Annotated in this window: 15 protein-coding genes and 1 pseudogene; 4 read left to right on the forward strand and 12 right to left on the reverse strand. The window is 42.5% G+C overall.

The features are described 5' to 3' along the window. Positions 1–358: 358 nt before the first annotated feature. Genes yigL through recQ form a run of 3 tightly spaced genes read right to left on the reverse strand, consistent with a single transcriptional unit; the run spans position 359 to position 4020 of the window. A complete protein-coding gene (gene yigL, locus AM629_RS18170; RefSeq protein WP_054480805.1) occupies positions 359–1159 on the reverse strand; it encodes a sugar/pyridoxal phosphate phosphatase YigL in 801 nt (266 codons plus the stop codon). Between the two features lie 21 nt (positions 1160–1180). Beyond that, positions 1181–2179, reverse strand: a complete 999-nt coding sequence (gene pldB, locus AM629_RS18175) for a lysophospholipase L2 (protein WP_054480807.1) — start codon at positions 2177–2179, stop codon at positions 1181–1183. Positions 2180–2193: 14 nt separating this feature from the next. Next, on the reverse strand, positions 2194–4020 hold the full coding sequence (gene recQ / locus AM629_RS18180) for an ATP-dependent DNA helicase RecQ (protein WP_054480809.1): 1827 nt from the start codon (positions 4018–4020) through the stop codon (positions 2194–2196). A gap of 413 nt (positions 4021–4433) precedes the next feature. On the opposite strand from recQ, the gene AM629_RS18185 reads away from it, so the two are divergent. The 3 genes from AM629_RS18185 to AM629_RS18195 all read left to right on the forward strand — a co-directional run bounded on the left by AM629_RS18185 (position 4434) and on the right by AM629_RS18195 (position 6217). Then, a complete protein-coding gene (locus tag AM629_RS18185) occupies positions 4434–4904 on the forward strand; it encodes a thioesterase family protein (RefSeq protein ID WP_054480811.1) in 471 nt (156 codons plus the stop codon). 120 nt (positions 4905–5024) lie between these two features. After that, the gene (rarD, locus tag AM629_RS18190) at positions 5025–5915 is read left to right on the forward strand and encodes an EamA family transporter RarD (RefSeq protein ID WP_054480813.1); all 891 of its coding nucleotides are present in this window, start codon (positions 5025–5027) and stop codon (positions 5913–5915) included. A gap of 8 nt (positions 5916–5923) precedes the next feature. Then, entirely contained in the window at positions 5924–6217 is a 294-nt protein-coding gene (locus tag AM629_RS18195) for a GNAT family N-acetyltransferase (protein WP_054480815.1), read from the forward strand. 365 nt (positions 6218–6582) lie between these two features. On the opposite strand, the pseudogene AM629_RS23085 reads toward AM629_RS18195, so the two are convergent. The 8 genes and pseudogenes from AM629_RS23085 to lptM all read right to left on the reverse strand — a co-directional run. Beyond that, positions 6583–7304 (reverse strand): annotated as a pseudogene (locus AM629_RS23085) (IS630 family transposase); the annotation flags it as partial. Positions 7305–7531: 227 nt separating this feature from the next. Beyond that, on the reverse strand, positions 7532–8482 hold the full coding sequence (corA, locus tag AM629_RS18215) for a magnesium/cobalt transporter CorA (protein WP_054480821.1): 951 nt from the start codon (positions 8480–8482) through the stop codon (positions 7532–7534). A gap of 95 nt (positions 8483–8577) precedes the next feature. Next, positions 8578–10740, reverse strand: a complete 2163-nt coding sequence (uvrD, locus tag AM629_RS18220) for a DNA helicase II (protein ID WP_152912030.1) — start codon at positions 10738–10740, stop codon at positions 8578–8580. A gap of 66 nt (positions 10741–10806) precedes the next feature. Then, positions 10807–11523, reverse strand: coding sequence for a 5-amino-6-(5-phospho-D-ribitylamino)uracil phosphatase YigB (yigB, locus tag AM629_RS18225; RefSeq protein WP_054480823.1), 717 nt, complete (start codon positions 11521–11523; stop codon positions 10807–10809). Then, positions 11523–12434 carry a tyrosine recombinase XerC gene (xerC, locus tag AM629_RS18230; protein WP_054480825.1) on the reverse strand — a complete coding sequence of 304 codons (912 nt, stop codon included), beginning with the start codon at positions 12432–12434 and terminating at the stop codon, positions 11523–11525. Before xerC ends, yigB begins: the two co-directional genes overlap by 1 nt. Next, a complete protein-coding gene (locus tag AM629_RS18235) occupies positions 12431–13135 on the reverse strand; it encodes a DUF484 domain-containing protein (protein WP_054480827.1) in 705 nt (234 codons plus the stop codon). Before AM629_RS18235 ends, xerC begins: the two co-directional genes overlap by 4 nt. Positions 13136–13168: 33 nt before the next feature. Further along, positions 13169–13993: a diaminopimelate epimerase gene (gene dapF, locus AM629_RS18240; RefSeq protein ID WP_054480829.1), complete on the reverse strand. Its 825-nt coding sequence runs from the start codon at positions 13991–13993 to the stop codon at positions 13169–13171. Positions 13994–14038: 45 nt separating this feature from the next. Continuing rightward, positions 14039–14224, reverse strand: a complete 186-nt coding sequence (gene lptM / locus AM629_RS18245) for an LPS translocon maturation chaperone LptM (RefSeq protein WP_054480831.1) — start codon at positions 14222–14224, stop codon at positions 14039–14041. 78 nt (positions 14225–14302) lie between these two features. Here lptM and cyaY point away from each other — a divergent pair, with 78 nt between their 5' ends. After that, positions 14303–14623 carry an iron donor protein CyaY gene (cyaY, locus tag AM629_RS18250; protein WP_054480833.1) on the forward strand — a complete coding sequence of 107 codons (321 nt, stop codon included), beginning with the start codon at positions 14303–14305 and terminating at the stop codon, positions 14621–14623. 29 nt (positions 14624–14652) lie between these two features. On the opposite strand, the gene AM629_RS18255 is transcribed toward cyaY, so the two are convergent. Then, positions 14653–17235 (reverse strand): class I adenylate cyclase, encoded by a 2583-nt coding sequence (locus AM629_RS18255; RefSeq protein ID WP_054480837.1) that lies wholly within the window; start codon positions 17233–17235, stop codon positions 14653–14655. Between the last annotated feature and the right edge of the window lie 447 nt (positions 17236–17682).

A 17682-nucleotide genomic window follows, 5' to 3' on the forward strand; every position in this document is an offset into this window, starting at 1 on the left:
AGTCTAAATTAATCACCGATAAAAATAAATTTGTGATTGATATTCTTGTTAGTTAATTCGTCATTTTTAAATAAACTTAAAAACCGCATTTTCTATCTACTTAAAAAACTTTAATCATTTCTATTTTACCTTTAATGATTAAAGCTTTTACCTGTTTCTTCGTGATACGCTTACCCTTTTTCCAGATTTTAAAACCATTCTGATTTTTCCTCAGGACAATAGTAAAAACAAAAAAACCGCGGGATACATCTATCCGCACGGCTTGACTTGAAAAGGCAGTTAATCATTAAGTACCAATTAAAGAACTCACATTTTCACCAGTAATCTGAGTCAATAACGCTTAATGATGACTAACCAATTAAACCTGATACATTTTGCATAAATAGCGGGAAACAGCATCATCCGCATTTGAGCCAATCACATCCATATCTGGCAGGATATCTTTCAAGCGCTGGTGAGCGTCCCGCATAATACATCCCTTACCTGCCGCCATTAGCATTTCCAGATCATTCATCCCATCACCAAAAGCTATGCAATCACTTAGTTTATAACCTATAGATTTAGCAACCTGCTCAAGTGCATGACCTTTGGAAACACCACCAGCCATAACCTCCAGACAATTACGCAATGAAAAACTCACATTTACTCTGTCACCCCAACGTGCGTTAATTGCCTCCTCCAAAGTGATCAATAAATCATGATCTTCACAGGTAAAGTAAACTTTGCACACCCCATCAGTCTTAAAACTATCACGCTCAAAAAGCTGATAATGGAATACTGACTCCTGGAAAAATTCTTCCTGCTCAGGGCTTTCACGATTTATATACCAGTCGTCATTACAGTAATAATTCGTCAGAATATTGGGATTATCAAACTCCATTAAACATAAGTCATGCACAATATCAGGATCAACGTTGTGGCTGAAAACCAGTTCACCCGCAGTGTTGTGTACCCGGGCACCATTGGAAGTAATCATATAGGCATCAATACCAAGACTGTCACGGATTTGCGCAACATCCACATGATGACGGCCAGTAGCAAAAATAAAATGAATGCCTTTGTTTGTCAGTAAATTAAGTGTTTCCTTGGTGTAAGAAGTTAATTTGTGATCAGGAGACAGCAAAGTGCCATCTAAATCTGAAGCAACAATGTGATACATAGTTATGGTTCCTAAATTAAATCAATTTTGATCAAAAAAATCACAAATGGCGTTGAGTGCCTGGCTACGTAATTTATCTTTTTCAAACAGGATTTCATGATGTGCCCCTTGTATAATCAAAGGTAGCTGCTCTTGAACAAGAATCTCTTTTTTCTGACGTGATTTACAAAAAGCCCGTAGTTTCTGATTATTAATGACCTTATCTTCACTGGCTTTTAAAACCATCAGTGGTGTCTCAATTTTTCCTGCTTTTTCTATCAGCATGTCGCCAACTAACATACTTTCCCGCATCCAATGATATGTCGGGCCACCGATACGTAATTCTGGGTCATCCGCGTAATAACGAAGGTAGCGGCAATAACGTTCCTGGCTATGTGTCAGAAGGTTGATCAAATAAGGCAACGGGCGCCATTTCCCGGTTAATACGGCGTAATTGTTGCGTATATCCGGGTGCTTTTCTGCCCGGTTTACCAGAAAGGTTGCCAACCAACGTGGCATGGGTAAGTTAATACCAAACATTGGAGCGCACAGGGCCGCTGCATCAAAAACCTGGCTATGACGTAATAAAAATCCCCCTAATATTGCCGCCCCCATGGAATGAGCCAGCGCATAACAGTGGGAATAGTGACGAGGAATAATTTCTCTTTCTATAAACGTTTCAACATCATCAATATAGTCATTGAATTTTTCTACATGCCCTTTTTGCGGATCTTCAAGCATCCTGCTGGATCGCCCCTGCCCACGATGATCAATAATAAAAACATCGTAACCTAAGTGATAGAAATCAAATGCCACTTCCGGGTATTTGACATAACTTTCACTTCGGCCAGGCAAGATAACAACCGCTCTATGATTCTTTGTGGTTGTACAAAAACGGACATAGCGTATCAGCACATTATCAATACCAATAAACTCATGTTCTTCTCTGGTTTGCCAGAAATCTAGCAGAGGCCCGCTAGCAAAAGCAGAGAACTGTATCTCACGATTGAGCCAGCTTTCTTTCAATCTTTCGGGCATCATAAATTATCCTCAAGCTATTCGAATTCCTCCAAATGTTCATGGATCAAAGCCATAAAGACATCACCAAAACGTTCAAGTTTTCGTTGCCCTACTCCGTTAATTAATAACATTTCATCCGCTGTGACCGGGCATTGCTCTGACATTTCAATCAAGGTGACATCGTTAAATACAACAAAGGGAGGGATATTATTTTCGTCAGCAATCGATTTTCGCAATTTACGCAGCTTAGCAAACAGCTTGCGATCGTAATTACCACTATACGATTTACTTTGCTGACTGCGCCCTTTCAGGCTCTGTATTCGGGGAACAGCCAGTTTTAGCGGAACTTCACCACGCAATACTGGCCGCGCAGCTGCTGTTAATTGTAATGCAGAATAATTGGTGATGTTTTGACTAATAAAGCCTAAGTGAATAAGTTGCCGCAATACACTGATCCAATACTCCTGGCTTTGTTCTTTACCGATACCATAAACGGGCAAACGGTCATGCCCCATATCACGGATACGCTGATTATTCGCACCTCTGAGCACTTCAACGATATAACCGATACCAAAGCGCTGACCAACCCGGTAAACACAAGAAAGCGCTTTTTGTGCATCCACCAGACCATCATAATTTTTAGGTGGATCAAGGCAAATATCACAGTTGCCGCAAAGGTTTTGCTTATTTTCACCAAAATAATTCAGCAATACCAGACGGCGGCAAGTTTGTGCTTCGGCAAAAGCGCCCATTGCATTAAGTTTATGCCGTTCAATATCCTGTTGCGTGCCAACAGGTTTTTCTTCCAAACAACGGCGAAGCCATACCATATCAGCCGGATCATAGAATAATACCGCTTCCGCAGGTAGGCCATCACGTCCGGCACGCCCTGTCTCCTGATAATAGGATTCAATATTACGTGGAATATTAAAATGAACCACAAACCTGACATTGGGTTTATTAATTCCCATACCAAACGCGACTGTTGCCACAACAACCTGCAAATCATCACGTTGAAATGCATCCTGTACCCGAGCACGTTGGCTGTTATCTAACCCGGCATGATATGGTGCAACACTTAAGCCACGTTTTTGTAAGCGCTCTGACGTTTCTTCAACTTTGCTGCGGCTGTTGCAATAAATGATGCCACTTTTACCTTTTTGAGCGCGGATAAATAACCATAATTGATCTAATGGCTTGTATTTTTCTATCAAGGTATAACGAATATTCGGACGATCAAAACTGCTGATATGAATAAGCGGATTATTAAGATTTAGTAGACGGACAATATCATTGCGGGTAGTTTCGTCAGCGGTCGCAGTCAACGCAATGACCGGTAATGTTGGAAACCGTTGCCTGAGCTGCCCCAACGCCCGGTATTCAGGCCGAAAATCATGGCCCCACTGTGAAATACAATGTGCTTCATCCACCGCCAGCATAGCCGGTTGCCATTCCAGAAGTTGCTCAAGGAAGTTATCCATCATCAAGCGTTCAGGAGCGATATACAGCAATTTGATCATTCCCTGACGACAACGCCGGATCACATCAATCTGCTGTTCGCGAGCCTGAGTTGAATTCAGGCAATCAGCCGCAACACCATTTGCCTGCAATTGATCCACCTGATCTTTCATCAAAGAGATCAATGGGGAAACAACCAACGTGATCCCATCCTGTACCAGTGCCGGGATTTGGTAACACAACGATTTACCACCACCCGTCGGCATAATGACCAAACAGTCACGCCCTTCAAGAATGGTATTAATGACTTGTTGCTGACCAGACCGAAATTGCTGATAACCAAAGGTTTCCCGCAATACCTGCTCTGTCAGTGATATCGTATTGATGACTTCTGCGGTAGACACGCTTTTCCTCAACCATTAAAAAATCACAGACATTATTCAATAAACGTCTGGGCATTATGCTATCTCACTCTTGGAATAATTACAGCATGTCATTGAACAATCAGTCCGATACCAACACAATCTGGACAAATCTTTGACTATTTCCTTTCCCCAAAGTTAATCAGTTGACCTCAATACTTTTAAATGTGAAATAGTCTATTTTCAGTCAGTTAAACCCAATATCTGGGTTTCTATCTGCTTCAATTTGCTATGGTGACATCCAATCATATTATTTAGTAATTTGATTTTTTTCAGGTGATTACTCTATATTCCCGGTAAACTGGCAAGGTTAGCAACAAAAGCATAATATTAACAATTAATTAACTATATAAAGTAATGTTAATAACACATACCTTAATTTGGGATTAAATTAAATGCCTACAACTGAAATAACCCTAGAGGAAGCCCGCCAACTGATTGGGGATGCTTTTGTTCATCATATGCCATTTAACCAGTTATTAGGGCTTGAATTACTTCGATTTGAACAGGATTATGCAGAAATACAGTTCCATAATCAGAGTAAACTGGTGGGTAATATCGCGCAGAAGATTTTGCATGGTGGTGTGATTGCCTCAGTATTGGATGTATGTGCCGGATTGGTCTGCATCGGTAATACGTTAAGCCGCCTGACACCTATTTCACGAGAAGAATTAGAAAAGCGATTATCAACAATGGGAACTATCGATTTGCGGGTGGATTATCTACGCCCCGGCAGAGGTGAGGTATTTACTGCCACCAGCAGCATTATCCGTAGTGGAAATAAAGTTTCTGTTGCCAGAGCTGAACTCCATAATGAGCAGAGATCCCATATTGCCGGCGCAACGGCAGCTTATCTGGTTGGCTAATCATATAATTTTAACTCTTTAATCCATTGCGTAATATTCAGCCCGGTGACATATTATTTCCATGTTAACGGGCTAACAGCTCATTACACTTTTTCCACCTTATATTTATATCAGGACAATATGAACAAACCACAAACCACCAAAGGAGTTTTATACGCCTTCGGAGCCTGTTTTATCTGGGGAATTGCTCCAGTTTATTTCAAACATATTCAGCAAGTACCTGCTGACGAAATTTTGACCCATCGTGTCATATGGTCATTTTTCTTTATGTTGTTGCTGGTAACATTAACTCGCCACTGGTCACAGGTAGCCAAAGTTTTTCATCAACCTAAAAAAGTGTTATTGCTGGCCGTGACTGCTACTGTGGTTGCCTGTAACTGGCTGATTTACATCTGGGCGGTAAACCACGGTCATATGTTGGAGGCTAGTTTAGGTTATTTTATTAGCCCACTGGTTAACGTTTTATTTGGTATGTTGTTTTTGAGTGAACGTTTCCGTCGAATGCAATGGACTGCTGTTATTTTGGCTTTTACCGGCGTGTTAATCCAGCTATGGCAATTTGGTTCTATACCAGTTATTGGGTTAAGTTTAGCGGTCACTTTTGCCTTGTATGCCCTGCTTCGGAAGAAGATGAATGTTGATGCGCAAACAGGCATGACGATTGAAACACTGTGGTTACTGCCGGTTGCGGCCATTTACCTGTTTGGTTTTGCCAACAGCTCAACCAGTGATTTAAGTACCAACTCTACGACACTTAATTTATGGCTGATTTCTGCGGGCATTATCACTACTGTACCATTACTGTTATTCACAGAAGCTGCTGCTCATCTGCGTCTATCTACGCTTGGATTCTTCCAGTATGTCGGCCCAACATTGATGTTCTTGCTGGCAACCTTGGTTTACGATGAACAAATAGGCACTGACCGGCTGATTACTTTCGGCTTTATCTGGGCTGCATTGGTGCTATTTACACTGGATGCCGTATATACGCAGCGTAAATTGCAGAGATAACAAAAATAATGAAAATAACCATCAGATTAGCCAAAACAACAGAACAAATTACCCTTGAAGCACTCCAGTTACGTGCCTCTTTGATGTGGGAAGATGATTGCAAGTTATTATTAGCAAATCCTCACATGATAGAACTCCCTACAGAATATATTGCAGCAGGATATATTTATATTGCGGAACAAGCTGGCGTAATTCTAGGGTTCAGTGTTGTATTGCCACAATCTGATGGAAATTCAGAACTTGATGGATTATTTATTGAACCGGCTTTTTGGCATCAGGGTATTAGCAAGCAATTGGTATAGACAGCATTGAATAATGTTCATACAAAAGGAGGAACATCATTGCGAGTTCTGGCTAATCCTCAAGCCGAAGGGTTTTATATTGCTCTTAGCTTTGAACGTTTAGGAAAAGAATACACTCAATTAGGGACAGCAATTTGTATGATTAAGTACATATGATAAAAAAATCACAGGACATAGTTGCAATACAATCATGTTCTTTAAAATTAATGTCTTATATCATCACATTCACTCTATTTTTAATAATTATACCTGTTATCTTTCAAGTTGCCTCTTTGTTGGCTGCACTCACTCACCCCAGTCACATCGTTCTCTATGACATAGTTATCTATGCTCCCGGGGATTCGCTCCCTTGCCGTCGCGATCCATCTTGGAGTTTTTAACACCTGAAAATGGTCGTTAATTCTAGACATCAGTGAGTCCGCTATATCAGGTAGCGTTGTGGTGAAAAATTTGAAGACTTTGTCTCGAAATTCATGTTTATCAGCGAAATAACGGTTATTTCGAACCTGTTCATTCATGACCTTCCATAATCGCTCTATCGGATTTAAATTTGGGCTATAGGGAGGAAGGTAATGTCACTCAATATTGCTCACATAAGCCCACTCCTTCACAAGATGAGCTTTGTTGTAACCCGCCCCATCCACAATAAGATGAATTTTTTGATGATAGTCAGGATAAGACTTTCTTATTTCATTGAAAAAATAGCAAATGTTGTCATCATTGATGGTTTGATATTCTTGGAATGCTAAAAGTAATATTCCAGAGCTGAGCAACATAGGTCACGATTTCATGTGGGTGATGGAAAAGATGTTGAGATAAGTGGTTGATTAAAAAATCAGTTTGCTTTAGAGAAAGTCAACTATCAGCCCCCATTATCAGATTTAAGTTTACCTTGATTAAGGTAATCACTGATATGGCGGTCAACAATGGTCTGATGGAGTCGCAATGCTTGGGCTATCATCACAGCACTCCACCCTTCAGAGGCCAGAAGGATAGCTTTTATTCTGTCTCGCACTTGACCATCACGAGTTGTGTCGTGAAGACGCTCAAGTTTGATTTTTTGTTCTGATGTAATAAATATTTTCATAGCGAGGATAATGATCTCCATTTCGTATAAAATCAAGCATCTTCAATGATCACGGGTATATACCGGATCGATAGCAGGCTGGCCATGATTATGGCAATACAAAAGAGCAACTGATTCGAGGATAAATTCGAAATCAATGGCGGCAAGCTCTGTTCGGTGAACGGAACTAGATTAAAACAAAATGCCGGATAAAAAAACCAGCATTTTGTCGGTAATCTGTAATTAAACTAAAGCCAATTCTTCCGCTTAAAATAGAGATACGGTGCAAGACCAGCCGCAATCATTAAACCAATTGCGCCTGGATAACCAAATGTCCAGTGTAGCTCTGGCATAAATTCAAAGTTCATACCGTAACTGGAAGCCACCAACGTTGGTGGCAAAAATACCACAGAGACAACTGAGAAGATTTTGATAATCCGGCTCTGTTCTATATTGATAAAACCCATTGCTGCCTGCATCAGGAAGTTAACTTTTTGGAACAAGGATTCATTATGTGGCAACAAGGATTCGATATCCCGCAGTATTTCACGGGCTTGCTCAAGCTGATCAGCCGGTAAACGGGCACGTCGCACCAAAAAGTTAAGCGCACGCTGAGTATCCATAAGGCACAAACGAACCTTCCAACCAATATCTTCCTGCTCAGCAAGACTGGACAAGGCAATATCAAACTCATCCCCCTGTTTCCCTTCCATAATGACCCGGCTCAGGGATTCCAGCACGCTATAAATATTTTCGATAACATCAGCCAGCTGTTCGATTTTTGTTTCAAACAAATCCATCAGCACTTCATAAGCATTACCATCAACTAATATCTGATTACGAGCACGCATACGGTACAATCGGAATGCAGGGAGCTCACGCTCTCGCAATGTATAGAGACGACCATCACGAATAGTAAATGCAACTGTTGCGTTGCCTGCATGGTCTTCTGCGTCTTCAAAGTAAAAAAATGAGTGGACGTGTATTCCGTCTTCATCTTCAAAAAAACGCGCCGATGCCTCAATATCATCCAATTCCGGTCGAGTTGCCAAAATTTGGCCTAATTCATTTTGAACATGAAGCCTATCTTGTTCTTCCGGCTCGACCAAATCTACCCACAAGGAATCGGATAACTTTTCTCCCTCTTCTAATTCAAGACGGAGCAGGCGATTATTCTCTAACTTAAATGCGCTCAGCATGTATCATAAGTCTCCTTTACTCCCTACATGATCGTAAGGCGCGAATGTTACGCTTAGAAGAAAAAGCGTGTCAACATTCAACCTGGATATTATTTTCAGACCGTTTCAAGCCTGGCATAAGCAGCTACCAACCACTTAATCCCTTCGCCCTGAAACGCGATTTGCAACCGGCTGTGTTCACCATCACCCTCCATATTAACAATGGTTCCTTCACCAAATTTAGGGTGACGAACACGTTGTCCGAGAGTATAACCACTATCATTGGAACTTATTGGCGTACCTAACCGACGATGGCTGACTGGACGAGAGACTGTCGCACGTAACCGAACCTCTTCAATACATTCTGGTGGCAGCTCCCCAATAAAACGGGATGGCCGATGATAAACTTCTTTACCATATAAACGGCGGCTTTCTGCATAAGTGATTGTCAATTTTTCCATTGCTCGTGTCAGGCCCACATAAGCCAGACGACGCTCTTCTTCCAAACGTCCACCTTCTTCAATCGACATCTGGCTTGGGAACATACCTTCTTCCATACCAACAATAAATACCTGTGGGAACTCTAACCCTTTAGCCGAATGTAATGTCATCAGTTGCACTGAATCCTGATAGGCATCTGCCTGACTTTCTCCTGATTCCAGCGCTGCATGGGAAAGAAATGCCTGCAATGGCATCAAATTTTCATCCTCACCTTGATAACTGAATTGGCGGGTTGCAGTGACAAGCTCCTCAAGGTTCTCTATACGCGCCTGGGCTTTTTCACCTTTTTCCTGCTGATACATCGCTCGCAGGCCAGAATCACGAATAACCCTGTCAGTCTGAACATGCAATGGCATATCTTCCGTTTCTGACGATAACGCCTCTATCAGTTCAATAAAGCGCTGTAAGGAAGAGGCTGCACGCCCGGCCAGTACTTTCTCCTGAAGCAAAGTTTGACAACTGTCCCACAAAGTTTCCTGTCGTTCACGGGCAGACTGGCGGACAATATCCAACGTTCTGTCGCCAATACCACGGGTAGGCGTATTCACCACGCGTTCAAACGCCGCGTCATCATTGCGGTTAGCAATTAAACGTAAGTAAGCCAGTGCATCTTTAATTTCCTGACGTTCAAAGAACCGCTGACCACCATAAATACGGTACGGCATTGATGCCTGTAATAACGCTTCTTCCAACACACGGGATTGGGCATTGCTGCGGTAAAGTATGGCACAGTTTTTCAACGCGCCCCCGTTTTCGAGCCAGCTTTTAATCCGGCTGACTACATAACGAGCTTCATCCAATTCATTAAATGCACAATAAAGGGAAATGGGTTCACCCTCTATACCATCAGTCCACAGATTCTTACCCAAACGATCACTGTTATTGGCAATCAGTGTATTTGCAACTTTCAGAATATTACTGGTAGAACGGTAGTTCTGCTCCAAACGGATAGTTTCAGCGCCAGAAAAATCTTTCAGAAAACGCTGAATATTCTCAACCTGAGCCCCACGCCAGCCATAAATAGATTGATCATCGTCCCCGACAATCATCACTTTTCCCGTTTCCCCCGCCAGCAAATGAATCCAAGCATATTGAATACTGTTAGTATCCTGAAACTCATCTACTAAAATATTAGTAAAGCGACCACGGTAGTGTTGCAAGATCTGCGGTTTATTCAGCCAGAGTTCATGGGCCCGTAGTAGAAGCTCGGCAAAATCTACCAGCCCGGCCCGATCACAAGCCTCCTGATAAGCTTGATAAACTTTCTGCCATGTCATCTCAACAGGGTTGCCATAACTTTCAATATTCTGTGGCCGCAACCCTTCATCTTTTTTGCCGTTGATGTACCACATCCCCTGACGTGCCGGCCATTGTTTATCACCCAAATTCATCGCTTTGATAATACGTTTAAGCAAACGGTGCTGATCTTCGCTGTCAAGAATCTGAAAATCCTGTGGCAGATTGGCATCCAGATGATGTGCCCGTAACAATCGATGAGCCAAACCATGGAATGTACCAATCCACATGCCCCCTTGACTGGTACCGATCAAGTTTTCAATCCGGTGACGCATCTCTGCGGCAGCCTTATTGGTAAAAGTCACTGCCATAATGGAAAATGGTGAAGCATTCTCCACTGATAATAACCAAGCAATCCGGTGTACCAGAACCCGGGTTTTACCACTCCCTGCTCCGGCCAGTACCAACATGTTTGTCCGCGGAGCCGCTACAGCTTCCCGTTGTTTGTCATTCAGACTTTCGAGCAGATAGGAGACGTCCATAATTACCATCAGTTGATTAGACAGCAACCAAAGGATGCTGTGTTTTTATACAGAATAATTTCTTGATTATATCAATGCTGTCAAAGAAGCCAAATCGGAAATCTCAATGTGCGGCAGCAGGCGACTTTCAGCTACCTGCAATAATTTTTTATTTTCTGTATTAATCCAGCAAGCTTGCATACCACTACGAACTGCCCCTTCCACATCGGTATTCAGGTCATCACCGACGTGCAAAATTCTCCCAAGCGGTAAACTCAAACGATCTGCTGCCAAACGATACATATCACTGTAAGGTTTTGAGCGCCCATCAGGGCCAGCTTTCAACACAAATTTAAAATAACGAGCAAGGCCACAAGCCGCTGGTTCTGCATTACCATTCGTAATAGCTACCAATGGCATCCGTTCAGCAAGTATAGCCAGGGTTTTATGTGTTGCTTCAGGCACATCAATCTGACTGCGCCAGTGTGCGAAATGGGCCGTAATCTCATCTGCCCCCCGACAAGCATCTTCACGGCTAAAACCGTAATGACAAAACATCAGCTCCGCAGACTGCCAACGCAATAAAGTCATGTCATGATAAATGTCAGGATGTTGCTCAAGTATCACTTTACGGAAAACTCTCAGATCCTGATGATCAAGGTGACTAAATTTAGGAGAATATTGCCGCACAAAATTCAGTACTTCTTCTTCTGCCTTATCTAACACTGGGCGATTATCGTAAAGTGTGTCATCCAGATCAAATGTCATTGCTGAGACTGGCGCAAGAGGCCGATAAAAATGCATCACGATTTCCCTCGTTTGGCTCTGGGATGAGCGACATCATACACTTTTGTCAAATGCTGGAAATCCAAGTGGGTATAAACTTGCGTAGTAGACAAGCTGGCATGACCAAGCAGCTCCTGAACCGCACGCAAATCACCACTGGATTCTAGAATATGAGTGGCAAAAGAGTGACGCAATTTATGAGGATGGATATGAGTATTTATCCCTTGGCGTATGCCCCACTGCGCAAATCGCTGCTGTACATTCCGGGTTGATATCCGCCGCCCCCTATTTGAGATAAAAACAGCATTATCCCCCGGTTCGAACAATTCTCGCATCTCCAGCCAGCGATTCAGCCATTCAATCGCAGTCCGTCCCACAGGAACCTTCCGCTCTTTACTCCCTTTACCTAAAACCCATACCTCTCCACTTTCAAGATCCAGATGTTGACAATCAAGACTAACCAGCTCCGATAAACGCAACCCTGCACCATACATCACTTCCAACATAGTCCGGTCACGCACTGATAATGGATCATTGAAATTGATATTGAGTAATTGGTCGACTTCATCCACATCAATATTTTTCGGCAGGTGGCGCTTAGTTCCCGGGGTACTCACGGCTTTACCCGGGTTAACGGCAATCACGCCCTGAGTAACCAACCAATCAAGGAAACTGCGCAAGGAAGATAAGCGCAAAGACAAGTTAGCTGACTGTAAACCAGCGCGGCGACTACGTGTTACTAACATTCTCACTTTGGCAGGATCAAGATCTTCCCATTGTCTAACATTTATTGCTAAAACCATCTCAGCCAGCGCAGAAAGATGACGACGGTAATTAATGATAGTCACCGGGCTTAGCCGACGCTCTACCCTGAGATACCGCAGAAATGCCTCAACCGGCTCCAGTAATAGATCGATTTCTTGCGTCATATCCGTTTAATCCATCGAGACAGTATATCCGGCAATAACTTAGCCAGATGATCAAGCATATCCGTTCCCATGCCCTCCTGATAATGCTGATGATTTCGGCTGTTAAATATTACCACTCCCAACTCTCCCCTAGTGCCCAGTAGAGATACAGCAACTGAACCTACATGACGAACCTGTGGCAATAACAATAAAATTTCCGGCCCGTTCAGCATACCGAGGTAGTGGTTATTATTACCAAAACGCTGAATACGGATTGGTTCGAAAGCATTACGGGAAAGCGCTAAACCAGGCGCATTAAACGGTGCTCCAATATGCCATTTATCACTAAACAGACGGATAGTTGCACTATTTAGCCCCAGATTTTTCGCCCATGAACTCAACCGACCAAGCATATCCTGTAAACTTTCTGCCGCAGACAAATCAACAAGTAATTTAAACAATTGCTCAAACAACCGTTCATTCACTTTGGCCTGCTCCATTAACAGGGTTATCTCTTCTTCCAGATAAGTAGTGCGTGTTCTCTGACGGCTCATATACCATTCAACCAAAGAAATAGCTTCTCTTACCGGGTGAGGAACCTGTAGCTGTTCAATAGCACGTGCATTGCGGATAAAGAAGTTGGGGTTTTCCAACAAATATTCCACAACCGCCTGATCATTAAGTGTACCACTGATGCTTAACGGCTTTTCTTTTTTCTCCATCTTCCGACGCCCCACGGTTCAAAACAGAATCGATTACAAATGAATTGTGCCATCATAAACATGTGTCGCCGGTCCAGTCATATAGAGGGGAGTTCCCGGCCCTGCCCAGCAAATAAACAGCGAGCCTCCAGGCAAATCTACCCGAACATGACTGTCGAGTAGTTGTTGCTGAATGCCGACTGCCACCGCAGCACAAGCACCGCTACCACAAGCTTGAGTTTCCCCAACTCCACGTTCATAAACCCGTAAACGGATATGACCACGATTTAAAACTTGCATGAAACCAATATTAGCCCGTTCAGGAAATCTTTCGTGGCTTTCCAGTGCTGGCCCCAGAATTTCCACTTCGGCAGTCTCCACGTCTGCTACCTGAATCACGCAATGGGGATTCCCCATAGAAACAACACTGCAAAGAACCGTTTTCTCTATCACCCTTAAAATATAGGTTTTTTCTGCTCTTAACGCGCGAAATGGTACATTATGGGGTTCAAATTCAGGTTCCCCCATATTAACGCAAACCTGATCATCATTAGTGATACTCAGCACCATACGCCCTGATTGGGTACTGACTTTTATCTCACGTTTATTAATCAATCCCTTAAGACGGACAAAACGGGCAAAACAACGGGCACCATTGCCACATTGTGCGACCTCACTACCATCGGAATTAAAAATGCGATAATGAAAATCCAAATCCGGATCATAAGGTGCTTCGACAATCAATAATTGATCGAAGCCAATACCCGTATTCCTGTCTGCCAGACGGCAGATCAGTTCTGGTGAGAAATAAACATTTTGGGTCACAGCATCAACGACCATAAAGTCATTACCAAGACCATGCATTTTGGAGAACTGCATATAACGCTCCACCGTAAACCGCGGTAACTACCCGGCTTATCTCGCTTATTTCTGAAAGATGCTGCCCACTTTCTGCTCTTTCTGCGCGCTATCTTCATGCACCTGAGCCGCAGTCGTCGTTTTTTCTGCCGGTGGTTGTTCTGGTGGAAAATAAAGAGGGCCTTTTAGGCCACAACCAGAAAGTGTAAATAAGGTTATGATAGCCAGAAACCCGTGTAATTTTTTCTTCATTGCATTAATGCCTGTAATTCATACGTCAATATTCTCTATAATCGCAGTTAGACCTCGAAAAGCAAATAGGAAATGAAGATGAACGACAGTGAATTTCATCAGTTAGCTGACCAACTAATGCTTTATATTGAAGAGCAACTGGATAACTATGATGGCGATGCTGATATTGACTGTGAAACCAATGGCGGTGTCATGACCCTGAGCTTTGATAACGATAGCAAAATTATTATCAACCGCCAGGAACCTTTCCATCAAATCTGGCTAGCAACTAAAAACGGGGGTTATCATTTTGACTATAAAGATGGTCAGTGGATTTGCGACCGTCGCGGCGGAGATTTCCTCACCATGCTAGCGCAGTCCATCACAGAACAAAGTGGTGAACTGTTCAGTTTTGAATGATTACCCCATACCCCGCGTGGCGGGGTAAATCAATAATGTGATACAGAACGATAAAGTTCCGGCAGCTCTTCTGCGCGATTTTCCCCATCATCAGTTACACATAAATGTGAGAAAGATGATCCGCTGAATGGAATAACCTGAACCAGGCCTCCCATTTGGACAATTTGATAAAACTGTGGCAGGTTAAAATTAATAAAACTTGATCCGTAAGTAAACCGATCATGAGATGAAGAATAAAACCGGCTGACATCGCGCACCAGTTCCTCCTTACTCCCCTCACAATGAGAGTAAATTTCTACCCGATTGGCTTCATCCAGAATATAAATATTAAAGCCTTTGCCATCTTCCGCATTTTCGAAGAAAAATTGAATGATCCCCTCACTGGCAAAACCATCAACCACCGCGGGCAAGTGTGTCTCTTTGGTATTGATTTTTACCGGCAACCCATGCAATTTGTTATTAGAAATTGCCCCATAAAATTCCACCGCATTTTCTAACTTCTGCACAGATACGTTAAGACGTTCAAAGAAAAGCCCCCAGGTCTGTCCTGCAATGCGCAACGCCTTAAAACGGCCCGGGTCCTGACGATTGCTGGACAAACGCAACTCAATACATTCAGATACGAGTTGCTGAATTCGAGTGCGGATAAGTCCACGTAAATGCTGGCTGTAACAGAACACTTCAACCGCTGCTGGTGGCGCAGCATCCTGATGCATTTTGCCCAAAATAGTTTTCAATGCTTCCAGAACAGATTGTTCACCACTAAAATGTAAAGTTCGCACTTCATTCCATGAATTACGGTAAAGCAAGTCAATACTGCCAACCAAACACTGCTGCGATTCACCAAAGCTGAATACATCAAGCTTACGAAAATCAAAATGCACGACCTGATTGGCGAACTCAGCGGTCGGATCTTTCTCCAGATTGACAATAATTGCCAAATGGCGAATCTCACATGGGCTATAAAGGGCCTTTGGCGTCGGGGCTGGCAGACGGATAGGGAAATGAACGGAAATATCGTTAATTAATTCATGCAATTTCAGCTCATCACACTGGGCTTCACCATTATGAATATGAATACAGGATTTTTCTGTCAACAAGCCGTTAAAATAGGTCCACGACACCAGTTTATTCAGATAACGGTTATATTCCAGAGGCTGATGACCAATAATTGATTCAATGGTTGGTGCCTGATTGTAGAGATACCAACCACTACGATTTGCACGCCCTTGAGGAACATAAATAAATGTTAAATTTTTTTCTGATAAGTCTGGAGAAATCTGTGGATTAACCAACGTCACCTTCCCCGGCAACGCTTCAAATGCAGCGTATAGCTTACGGGTCAGTACACCAATATCCTGTGGACTGGCACTGACACTCAGATTATTGCGGCGAGCGAAACGGATTAGGTTACGATAACTCTGCATCATGGTATCAAGCAGCTCATTATGAGCATCACGAACCTGTTCAATTTTCCATGAATTACGGTTATCCAAGATTTCCAGCCGTTCTGCATCCCACTTCCACTCATATACCAGTTGAGTCAGAACTTGGCACCGCCAGCCGTTATAACCTTTATCATCTTGATCAAGAGAGAGCTTTTCACAAACTTTTAAATAGAAGCATCGACGTATTAGATCCAAGCGAGTTGTATCATTAATTTCCGTCAGATAGCGGGTAACACGTTCAAGCATCATGCTATATGCATCAAGGCCAAAGGAGACAATTTCACCCGCGTGCAAACGCTGCTTCATCTCCATTGCCAATAACTTACCGTTGGGATATTCCCAAGAATAGGCTTCTAATAACAGGCTTTTCAATACAGCTTTATAAGGAGAGTCGATACTTTTGTACAGTTGCCATAAACTGGCGCCAAAGTATTCCTCAGCGGATAATTCGCCCAACCCACCAAGATCAAGCCACTCATTTGGAGTCAGAACACCTTGCGCATAAAGCGACAAAACATATTCATCATAATGGCTTTCTTCTTCTACTGGCACCATCTCCCATAGCAAACGCTTACCGGCCATACGTACAGCAGTACGATAAAATTCATCAAGTAACAGAATATGCTGAGTAGAACCACAATCCTCACCACCAAGGCTACCACTGGTATTATGGCGAAATCGGTTTTCATCAATAAGAAAAAAATTAACTTCGATGCCAAGCGCCGCAGCCCACTGTTCAATAAGAGTACATTTACGTTGCAGCAGAAGGCGCTCATCATTATCAAGCCATGACTGATGACATACCCAAATATCCAGATCGGAACAACAGCTTTGCCCGATTGACGAAGTACTCCCCATTGAATAGATACCCGTAATGGGAAGCTCACCATTGGCAGGCGGTTCTATAACATGATTTAATTTATTCTCTAAATCAATAAGATAAGATTTCTGTACTTCATCATGATCATGCTCGAAAAAACACACGCCATAGGGAACATTACCATTGATGTAACCTGGCATCAGCGGATGATGATAATGCAATAATACTGGCAGTAAACTGTATACCTGTTTGAATTCCGCACTCATGGCGGTAGAGGCGCGTTCTAACCTGAGTTGGTTTATCGCGTCCAGTCTCTGCTTCAGCGTTTCAATATAAAGGTACAAGACGTATCGCCCGATTGAGTTCCAGTGCCCAGATAAATCCCCTGCTTCCGGCTGATATAGCTCAATGGAATTATTTATAATGATTTTTACCAATTTATTACCGGAAACGTGATCAATTTAACACCTTGTAGATAAACCGTAAAGTCAGTAAAGCAATTGAATTGCAATATCCCCCCCAGCAAGAAACCAAGTAACACATTGTTATATATAAAAATAACAATAAAAACCACACCATTTATACTTTCTTTTATATAAGGAAATTTCCCCTATCCAGTTTTCAGGTATTGTATGTAATTCTTTGTTATTAACGACCTGATAGAAATCACCTTATTGGTTATATTTCAATTAGCGATTCTTTCTATTCAGAATTCTCCAATTACAGAAATAATTTACTAGAAAATTTAATTCACATTTAAATCAATCCAATGGCATTGACATAAAAATAAT

Source organism: Photorhabdus heterorhabditis, from assembly GCF_001280945.1.
Classification (GTDB): Bacteria; Pseudomonadota; Gammaproteobacteria; order Enterobacterales; family Enterobacteriaceae; genus Photorhabdus; species Photorhabdus heterorhabditis.

What these genes read in the sequence shown, in the direction of transcription:
- yigL (WP_054480805.1), bottom strand. Translation starts at nt 1,159, where the DNA reads ATGTATCACATTGTTGCTTCAGATTTAGATGGCACTTTGCTGTCTCCT.
- AM629_RS18185 (WP_054480811.1), top strand. Translation starts at nt 4,434, where the DNA reads ATGCCTACAACTGAAATAACCCTAGAGGAAGCCCGCCAACTGATTGGG.
- xerC (WP_054480825.1), bottom strand. Translation starts at nt 12,434, where the DNA reads ATGACGCAAGAAATCGATCTATTACTGGAGCCGGTTGAGGCATTTCTG.
- lptM (WP_054480831.1), bottom strand. Translation starts at nt 14,224, where the DNA reads ATGAAGAAAAAATTACACGGGTTTCTGGCTATCATAACCTTATTTACA.
- rarD (WP_054480813.1), top strand. Translation starts at nt 5,025, where the DNA reads ATGAACAAACCACAAACCACCAAAGGAGTTTTATACGCCTTCGGAGCC.
- yigB (WP_054480823.1), bottom strand. Translation starts at nt 11,523, where the DNA reads ATGCATTTTTATCGGCCTCTTGCGCCAGTCTCAGCAATGACATTTGAT.
- cyaY (WP_054480833.1), top strand. Translation starts at nt 14,303, where the DNA reads ATGAACGACAGTGAATTTCATCAGTTAGCTGACCAACTAATGCTTTAT.
- AM629_RS18195 (WP_054480815.1), top strand. Translation starts at nt 5,924, where the DNA reads ATGAAAATAACCATCAGATTAGCCAAAACAACAGAACAAATTACCCTT.
- dapF (WP_054480829.1), bottom strand. Translation starts at nt 13,993, where the DNA reads ATGCAGTTCTCCAAAATGCATGGTCTTGGTAATGACTTTATGGTCGTT.
- AM629_RS18235 (WP_054480827.1), bottom strand. Translation starts at nt 13,135, where the DNA reads ATGGAGAAAAAAGAAAAGCCGTTAAGCATCAGTGGTACACTTAATGAT.
- corA (WP_054480821.1), bottom strand. Translation starts at nt 8,482, where the DNA reads ATGCTGAGCGCATTTAAGTTAGAGAATAATCGCCTGCTCCGTCTTGAA.
- pldB (WP_054480807.1), bottom strand. Translation starts at nt 2,179, where the DNA reads ATGATGCCCGAAAGATTGAAAGAAAGCTGGCTCAATCGTGAGATACAG.
- uvrD (WP_152912030.1), bottom strand. Translation starts at nt 10,740, where the DNA reads ATGGACGTCTCCTATCTGCTCGAAAGTCTGAATGACAAACAACGGGAA.